The following is an 8,526-nucleotide window of genomic DNA, read 5'->3' as shown; positions in this document are numbered from 1 at the left end:
GCGTCTGGGTCTCGGCCTTGTAGGTGGTGCCGCGCGGCGACTGGCGCCGCGTCTGTTCCTGCGATCCGCCAGCCTTCAGGAAGAGGCGGAAGCCGCTCTGGGCCAGGCCGCCGCCGATAGCGCGCTTCATTCCGACCGACAGGAAGGTCTTGGTCGGGCCGGCCTCCATCGAGCCGAAGATCACGGTCGAAAGCCGGGAACGCTCCTCATCCGCTTCATCGTCCTCGGCAAGGGCGGCCGAACAGACGGACAGGGGCAGGGCCGCGACGACCATCGCCAGCCTGGTCCGACCGGTTCTGCGGCTACCCCACGCCACGCATGCCCCCGGCCCGCCGAGCGTCCCCCTTGTGCCGCAGACGAGCCTAAGAATTGCAGCAGTTTGGGAGTAAGCTTGCAAGCTTTTGTTAACCAACCGGGCGCAGCCTCGACGCATCCGGCTAAGCTTTCAATCCCGCTGGGAGGGGAGGTGCAGATGGTTTCAGAGGACTTCATCAGGCAGCTCGAGGGCTATGGGCTGACGACGGCGACGATCCTGTATCGCATGCCCGATCATCTCAGCGTGCTGCAGACCTTCATCTGGCAGCAATACGACGTCGCTCCGCGCTTTCCCGTGCTGCATGAATTTCTGGATTTCTGGCGGCGCGAGCTTGACGGGCCGGTGCATTCCGTCACCGTCGCGCATTCGCGACTGATCCGGCCGGCGGAGATCCGCAGCGTCAACGGTGTGCTGACACTGCATTGAGCGCCTGCGTCGCGCGTGCTTGTTGCGGGTTGCCCCGCCGTGCTAGGCGGGCAGCTCAATCCGGCACGGCCTGGCTCTCTTGTCATCTCCCCTACGCACATCCGGACTTCTGAAGGCGCTGGCCGGTCTGCCCGGGGAGCGTGTCGAGGTCGGCACCATCATCGCGGCGCTGCAGGATCGCGCCTATGCGCTGCTTGTGGTGCTGCTCGGCCTGCCCAATTGCCTGCCGATGCCGCCGCCGATTCCGCTGGTCTGCGGGCTTGTCCTGGCCTTCGTCGCGCTGCAGATGCTGCCCGGCCGGAAGACGCCCTGGCTGCCGCAGGCGCTGCTCAGGCGTAGCATCGGCAAGCCGGAGCTCAACCGCGCCATCGAGCGGGCGCTGCCGCCCCTGATCTGGCTCGAGCGTTTCTCGCGGCCGCGGCTGACGATGCTCGGCGGTCCCTATGCGGTGCCGATCCTCGGGCTCGTCATCCTGATCCTGGCGCTGGGGCTGATCGTCGCGGCGCCGTTCATCGGGCAGATCCCCCTCGGGCTCGCCGTCTGCCTGGTCGGGCTCGGGATGGTCGAGCGCGACGGCGTGCTGATCATCGCGGGGGCGGTCATCGGGGCGATCGGGCTYGCGCTCAGTGCCGGTTTCGCCTATGCGATCTTCAGCGGCATCCAGGAGCTGCTGTTCTGATCGGGTGTCCGGTCAGGCAGCGAGCACTTCAGCAAAAGGGTTGTTCACCGCGAGCAGGCGGTCGATCTCCTCGGCGGGAACCGCCCGCGAGAAGAGGAAGCCCTGCAGTTCGTGGCAGCCGATGGCCTGGAGGAAGCGGTGCTGCTCGGCCGTCTCCACGCCCTCGGCGCAGACGCGCAGGCCGAGCGCGCGGCCGAGATGCGCCATCGAATGGACCAGGATCGCGGATTCGCCGGTTTCTTCCATGTATTCGAGGAAGGAGCGGTCGATCTTGATCTTGTCGAAGGCGAAGCGGCGCAGATAGATCAGGCTCGAATAACCCGTGCCGAAATCGTCGAGAGCAAGTCCGACGCCATGGGCCCTGATGTCCATCATCGCGGTTTCGGCCGCGTCGGCATCCTCGATCAGCACACCTTCGGTCAGTTCCAGCTCGAGCTGGCCGGGATCGAAATCCGTCTCCCCGATGATGCGGATGACGTTGGCGACGAAGTCCTTGTGGCGGAACTGGATCGGCGAGACGTTGACGGCGAGGCGGACGCCCTTCCAGCGCCTGGCTTCCTGGCAGGCGCGCCGCAGCACCCATTCGCTCAGCGGCACGATGAGCCCGCGCTCCTCGGCGATGGCGATGAACTCCGAAGGCGGGATCATGCCATGCTCCGGATGCGGCCAGCGCACGAGCGCCTCGACGCCGATGATGGTGGAGCCGTCGATCGAGACCTGAGGCTGGTAGTGCAGGGTGAGCTTGTCCTGCTCGATGGCGTTGCGCAGATCGTCCTCGACCATGCGCTTGACCTGGAGCGCGCGGTTCATCTGGGGCTCGAAGAAGGACCAGCGGTTGCGACCGCTGTTCTTCGCCTCGTAGAGCGCAGTGTCGGCGAGCTTGAGCAGCGTCTCGCGCTTCGCGCCGTCGCGCGGTGCCAGGGCGATGCCGACCGAGCAGCCGATGGTGACCTCGACGCCCATGACGGTGAAGGGGGCGGTGAGGGCGGCCAGGATCCGCTCGCCCAGCGCCGCCGAGCCGGTTGGGGAGGCATGCGCCTGGATGACGCCGAATTCGTCGCCGCCCAGGCGCGCCACCGTATCGCCCGCCCGCACGGTGCCGAGGAGCCGGTTGGCGACCTGGCGGATGAGCTCGTCGCCGGCCGTATGGCCATAAGTGTCGTTGACGGCCTTGAAGCGATCGAGATCGATGAGAAACACCGCAAGCGCCGAGTCGCCGCGGTCGAGCCGGGCGAGTGCCTGGTCGAAGGTCAGGTCGAAGCTGCGCCGGTTGGGCAGCAGCGACAATTCGTCCTGGCCGGCCAGGCGCTGGATCTCCTGCTCGCGTAGCGTGATCTGCACGGCTGCCGCGCGCAGGCGCTGGACTACGAAGACGATGATACCGGAGAAAAGCACGCCGACCGAGATCAGGGCCCAGAGGAAGCGCTCCAGCATGACGTCGCCGGGGCGGTCCGGTGTCCAGGTCAGCCAGGTGCTGACCGATGCGTCCGGAGAGGGAATGGGCAGGCTCGACAGCGCGTCGGAGGGCTGCCGATCGACGAGGCGCATGCCGGCGACGCGGTAGCCATCCGCCAGCTCGGCCAGCATGGTACCGGACAACCGCCGATAGGCGACGAAGGACAGCCGCCCCAGCGACGGCGAGTGAACCGGCGTCGCGATGCGCGACAAGTCGATCACCATCAGCAGGATCGTGTCGCTGCCGTTGCTGGCGATGGTCGACCAGGCCGAGCCGCGATCGGAGGATAGGCTGCCGGCCACGGGCCGGGAGTTTCCTCCGGGAATGAAGCCGCTGAAATTTCGCAGGCCGTCATAGCCGGCCTGGCCGGCAGGCTCGCCCGCTTCGACGCCGGCGAGGACGGTTCCGGATGCCGATGCGATATAGGCTCCGTCGAAATCGGCGAGCTGGCCGCCCAGGCGGCTGAAGGCGTTCTGCAGTCCGGTGTGGGGCTCCGGTCCGCGCAGCGTCTCCTGGAAGGCGCCCGCGATGGCCAGCCGTTCCAACCTGAGCTCGCTGGCGCGAATCTGATTGTTGAAGGCGGCTTCGATGCGCTCGCGCTGGCGTTGGGCTTCGAGCCGATTGGCCTCGCGCGTGATCGCGATCACCACGGCCGCACCGACGGCCAGCAGGAGCAGGAACGCGCAGCCCAGCGTCGCGACGGTGCTCGCGAACATGCGCGCGGATGAACCCGCGTTCGTCATCTTCGCGGTGGCAGGTTGCAGCATTGCACGTCCGGCATCGATCCTTCGATGCGAGCTAACCGCGTAAGTATTGACATCCCGTTGCCTTGGCGCCGGGATTTACCGCGAAAATGAGGCCGGCTTCACGAAGGGCCGGAGCCTTTACGGGGAGCTGGGCCCGTAGGGCGGGCGTGGGATCGCCATGTGCGCGGCCCGCAGCGCAGCGGACCAGCGCTCGCGCAGATCGTGGAAATAGGGTTCTCCGGCCTCGATGCGGCGGTTGAGCTCGAGGTCTTCGGCATCGCGGCGCATGACCAGCAGATCGATCGGCAGGCCGACGCCGAGATTGGAGCGCATCGTCGAATCCATCGAGATGAGCCCGACCTTCAGCGCATCGTAGAGATGGGTCTTGAAGGTGACGGCGCGGTCGAGGATCGGCTTGCCATATTTGTGCTCGCCGATCTGSAGGAAGGGSGCGTCSATGCCGCATTCGATGAAGTTKCCSGCGCCGTAGAYCATGAAGAGCCGCATSGGCTGGCCCWTGATCTGTCCGCCGAACAGCATGGACATCTCGAACTTGACGCCGGCTTCGTCGAGCGCCGGCCCGTCGATCTCCCGGACATGGCGGATGCAGCGGCCGACGAGCTGGGCCGCCCGGAACATGGTGGTCGCGTTCCGCAGCGTCTCGATCTCGCCGGTCTCGGGATGGGGCAGTCCCTCGTGCAGGAAGCTGATGACCGATTGCGTGATCGAGAGGTTGCCGGCCGTCGCCAGCCCGAAACTGCGGTCGCCCGGCCAGGAGAAGATGTGGAGCTTGCGGAAGGTCGAGATATCGTCGAGCCCGGCATTGGTGCGGGTGTCGGCGATCATCACCAGCCCGTCCTGCACGAGGATTCCGGCGCAATAGGTCACGGTCGCGGTCCTTCGATCTCTTAAGTCCGTCAATCGCTTGTGGCCTGATCCGACCAAATCGAATCAACGTGGCCGGCTTAAGTTTCGGCCGCCAGCTACGGCTATTGATTGACCTGCCGACTGCCGGCTTCTTGTGCCGTGACGAGAACGTTGAGGTTCTCGCCTCCGCCGCCCTGGCGCGAGCCCCGGACAGGGGCGGCGTCGGCGAAATCCAGCCCTACCGCGACACGCACATGCGTGTCGATGGGGCACAGGCCATTCGCGCTGTCGAAGCCGATCCAGCCATAGCCATCGAGATAGACCTCGGCCCAGGCATGGGCGCCGCTGCCCAGGGGCAGATCGCCCGATCGCGCGACATAGCCGGAGACGTAGCGTGCCGGCTGCCCGAGATGGCGCGCGCAGGCCATGAAGACATGGGCGATATCCTGCGCGATCGCCTCGCCCGCCGCAAAGGCAGCCGGTGCGCCAACGCCGGTGTGTCCGCTGGCGTCGAGGCAGGTCATGCGCTCATGGACCGCGGCCATCAGCGCATGCATCTGCGAAAGCGGCGTGCCGGCGCCGGCCGCGGCTTCGTCGGTGAAGGCGCGCAGCGCATCGTCCTGCGCGGTCAGAAGGGTGTCGCGCCGATAGACGTCGCAAGGGACCCGCTCCAGCCCGCCACGGATGACACCGGCGAGATCGACGGTTTCGATCAGCCCGTCGACCTTGATCCCGAGTGCGGAGATCGGGCCGTCGGCGTAGAAGGTGTGAACGATATTGCCATGCGCATCCTGCGAAGCCCGCAGGCGCCCGTCGATGCTGGGCTCGATCCGCCACGACATGACGTGCTGGCCGTCATGGTCGCGTGGCGTCAGGCGCAGGATCTGGGCGATATGCCGGGCCGGCTCGGCATATTCGTAGCTGATCGTGTGGGAGATCCTGATCCGCATGGGTCTCGGCCGTTCCGGGCGTTTAGATCCTTTCCGCGTTTCCCTGAAGCGCGGAAAGGATCTATCTCGTTGTTTTATCGCATTTTCTTCACGCGAACCGGTGTCCACTTCGCTCGAAAATGCTCTGGATATCTGTCGTTCTACCTGCCGGTTCGCGGCGAGGCGAGCGGGTCACTGCAGGTACTGCTCGACGATCGTATTACCGAGGCCGTTGTTTTCCGTGATGAAGTCCTCGATGAACTCGTGCAGCCCGTGCTGGAAGATGTTCTCGATGCGCGTGTTGCTGAGGTTCGCCAGAGTCCGGCGCGCCTGGCGCTGGGCCGCGCCCTGCCGGCCATAGGCGTCGCCGAGCGAGTCGAGGAAGCGCGAGATGTTCTCGTAGCAGGCGGCGAGAGAGCGCGGCATGCGCCGGTTCAGGATCAGCAGATCGGCGATGAGCACCGGCTTCACCGCCTCGCGATAGACCCAGTGATAGGCGGTCAGCGCCGAGACCTCGCGCAGCACCGTGGTCCACTGGAAATAGTCGAGCGAGCCGCCGATCTGCTCGTTGGCCGGCAGGAGGACGTGATACTTCACGTCCAGGATGCGGGCGGTGTTGTCGGCGCGCTCGAGATAGACGCCGAGCCGCGAGAACCAGTAGCCGTCGTCGCGCAGCATGGTGCGGTAGGCCGAGCCGTCGAAGACCAGCGAGACATTCTTCACCCAGTCGAGGAAGCGGGCGAATTCCTCGCGGTCCATGCGCTTCTTCTCGAAGCGTTGCAGCTCGAGCCAGGCGCCGTTCAGCGCGTCCCACATCTCCGAGGTCAGCGCCGTGCGCACCGCCCGCGCGTTCGAGCGCGCCAAGGCGAGGCAGTTGCGGATCGAGGAGGGGTTATCGGGGTTGAAGGTCAGGAAGTCGCAGACATTGCGTTCGTTCGCTTCGCTATAGGCCTGGGCGAAGGTGTCCTCGCAGCCGGCGGTCAGGACCGCGCTCTGCCACTCGGTGCCGGCGCCGCCATAGGTCGAAGGCAGGTTGGTGAGACGGGTCGTCGCATCGAGGATGCGGGCGAGGCATTCGGCCCGCTCGACATAGCGGGAAACCCAGTAGAGGCTGTCTGCAGTGCGCGAGAGCATGGTCAGCGAGGGCCTTTCCGCGGCGAGGCAGGCAGCATCCGGAAGGGAGCGTTGAGGCGATCGGGAGAGCGCGTCATGCGTCGAGCACCCAGGTGTCCTTGGTGCCGCCGCCCTGGCTGGAGTTGACGACSAGCGAACCYTCCTTCAGCGCSACGCGGGTCAGYCCGCCCGGCACGCAGGAGATGCCGTTGGCGCCGGAGAGCACATAGGGCCGCAGGTCGACATGGCGCGGCGCCACGCCCGAGGCGACGAAGGTGGGGCAGGTCGAGAGCGCCAGCGTCGGCTGGGCGATGAAGCCTTCCGGGCTCGCCTTCAGCTTGCGGCGGAAGGTCTCGATCTGCGCCTTGTTGGCGTGCGGGCCGACGAGCATGCCGTAGCCACCCGAGCCGTTGACCTCCTTGACGACGAGCTTCTCCAGATTGTCGAGCACATAGGCGTTCGCCTCGGGCTCGCGGCAGCGAAAGGTCGGGACGTTCTTCAGGATCGGCTCCTCGCCGGTGAAGAACTTCACGATTTCAGGCATGTAGCTGTAGACCGCCTTGTCGTCGGCGACACCGGTACCGACGGCGTTGGCCAGCGTGACGTTACCGGCCTTGTAGGCGCCGATGATGCCGGGCACGCCGAGTACCGAATCGCCGCGGAAGACGAGCGGGTCGATGAAGTCGTCGTCGATGCGCCGGTAGATCACGTCGACGCGCTTCGGCCCTTGCGTGGTGCGCATGTAGACCACGTCGTCCTTGACCAGCAGGTCCGAGCCCTCGACCARCTCGACGCCGAGCTTGTCGGCGAGGAAGGAGTGCTCGTAGAAGGCCGARTTRTACTGKCCGGGCGTSAGCAGGCAGATCGTCGGRTCCGAAGGCGCGCTGCGCGGCGCGACCGAGCGCAGSGTCGCCAGGAGCTGGTCRGGRTAGTTGTCGACSGGKGCGACGCGGTGCATCGCGAARAGCTCCGGGAAGAGCCTGAGCATCACCTCCCGGTTTTCCATCATGTAGGAGACGCCCGATGGCGTGCGGGCATTGTCCTCGAGCACATAGAATGTGTCTGCGTCGACCCGCACCACGTCGATGCCGGCGATGTGGCAATAGACGCCGTGCGGCACCTTGAAGTCGACCATTTCGAGCTGGTAGCAGGCGTTGCGATAGACCAGATCGGGCGGGATGATGCCGGCCTTCAGGCATTCCTTGGGCCCGTAGACATCGGCCAGGAACATGTTGAGGGCGGTGACGCGCTGGCGCAGCCCCGCTTCCAGCTTGGTCCATTCCGGCTTGGTGAGGACGCGCGGGATGATGTCGAAGGGGATCAGGCGCTCGGTCGATTCCTCGTCGCCATAGACTGCGAAGGTGATGCCGATGCGCCGGAAGAAGAGTTCCGCCTGCGAGCGCCTCAGCGCCAGCGTTTCGGCCGGAGCCTCCTTCAGCCAGCGGTCGAGCGCGTCATAGGCTGGCCTCAACTCCTGCCCCGAGCCGGTCATTTCATCGAACGCAACCATGCGGCCGTTTTCCCCATTTTCGTCAGCCTATGCGCATTCGCAGGCGTTCGGGAAGAGGGGGCATGGCCCGGGAAGCGGCCCGATCTGCCTTTTTCATGAGCAGGACGGAGACCCCTTGAACCTTGCCATATCGGGCCGATCCAGCCGGGCTTGCCGAGATCCCCGCATTTGCTGTTGTGGTCGCGGGCGGCCGGAGAGCCAATAGCGGCCGCCGAACTTACATCTTGCCCGGCTCGCTTGCAGGGACTGCTGCATTTTGGTGCGCCATTTGGGGCGGCTGTGCTCCTCTATCGCTTTCGCAACAGAAAATTTAGTTCGGGCAATAATTTAGGCAAACATCGATTGTATGCTCGATTTGATGAGAAACCAATTTCCTATTGAGTTTTATGAAAGCTCTGCATAATATTTGAATATCGATATATTTTTTGATTTCGAGGTATCCTTATGAAGAAATGGGATATTCTTATTGGGATGCCTTGTTACA

The 8,526-nt window shown here is 65.2% G+C and carries 7 protein-coding genes and 1 pseudogene; 2 read left to right on the top strand and 6 right to left on the bottom strand.

Annotated elements, in window-relative coordinates; translation table 11 throughout:
• Positions 1–274: pseudogene (locus AB4Y99_RS21915) on the bottom strand (hypothetical protein); the annotation flags it as partial.
• A gap of 198 nt (positions 275–472) precedes the next feature.
• On the opposite strand from AB4Y99_RS21915, the gene AB4Y99_RS21910 reads away from it, so the two are divergent.
• Together AB4Y99_RS21910 and AB4Y99_RS21905 are read left to right on the top strand one after the other, a co-directional pair.
• On the top strand, positions 473–742 hold the full coding sequence (locus AB4Y99_RS21910) for an usg protein (protein WP_038358499.1): 270 nt from the start codon (positions 473–475) through the stop codon (positions 740–742).
• 79 nt (positions 743–821) lie between these two features.
• The gene (locus tag AB4Y99_RS21905) at positions 822–1,421 is read left to right on the top strand and encodes an exopolysaccharide biosynthesis protein (protein ID WP_112764548.1); all 600 of its coding nucleotides are present in this window, start codon (positions 822–824) and stop codon (positions 1,419–1,421) included.
• Positions 1,422–1,433: 12 nt separating this feature from the next.
• Here the strand turns inward: AB4Y99_RS21905 and AB4Y99_RS21900 are convergent, their stop codons facing one another.
• From AB4Y99_RS21900 to AB4Y99_RS21880, 5 genes are all read right to left on the bottom strand, one after another.
• Positions 1,434–3,593, bottom strand: coding sequence for a putative bifunctional diguanylate cyclase/phosphodiesterase (locus AB4Y99_RS21900; RefSeq protein WP_441524805.1), 2,160 nt, complete (start codon positions 3,591–3,593; stop codon positions 1,434–1,436).
• A 168-nt stretch (positions 3,594–3,761) separates the two neighbouring features.
• Positions 3,762–4,511, bottom strand: a complete 750-nt coding sequence (locus tag AB4Y99_RS21895; RefSeq protein ID WP_441524804.1) for a proteasome-type protease — start codon at positions 4,509–4,511, stop codon at positions 3,762–3,764.
• Positions 4,512–4,612: 101 nt separating this feature from the next.
• Positions 4,613–5,440 (bottom strand): transglutaminase family protein, encoded by an 828-nt coding sequence (locus tag AB4Y99_RS21890; RefSeq protein ID WP_142022516.1) that lies wholly within the window; start codon positions 5,438–5,440, stop codon positions 4,613–4,615.
• Between the two features lie 171 nt (positions 5,441–5,611).
• Complete coding sequence (locus AB4Y99_RS21885; protein ID WP_038358495.1) at positions 5,612–6,553, bottom strand: alpha-E domain-containing protein; 942 nt, start codon at positions 6,551–6,553, stop codon at positions 5,612–5,614.
• A gap of 73 nt (positions 6,554–6,626) precedes the next feature.
• Positions 6,627–8,042: a circularly permuted type 2 ATP-grasp protein gene (locus AB4Y99_RS21880; RefSeq protein ID WP_038358494.1), complete on the bottom strand. Its 1,416-nt coding sequence runs from the start codon at positions 8,040–8,042 to the stop codon at positions 6,627–6,629.
• Positions 8,043–8,526: the final 484 nt, after the last annotated feature.

The sequence above is a fragment of the Allobosea sp. TAB14 genome (genome assembly GCF_052113865.1).
GTDB lineage: Bacteria > Pseudomonadota > Alphaproteobacteria > Rhizobiales > Beijerinckiaceae > Allobosea > Allobosea spartocytisi.
This window is presented reverse-complemented; position numbering and strand designations above follow the sequence as displayed.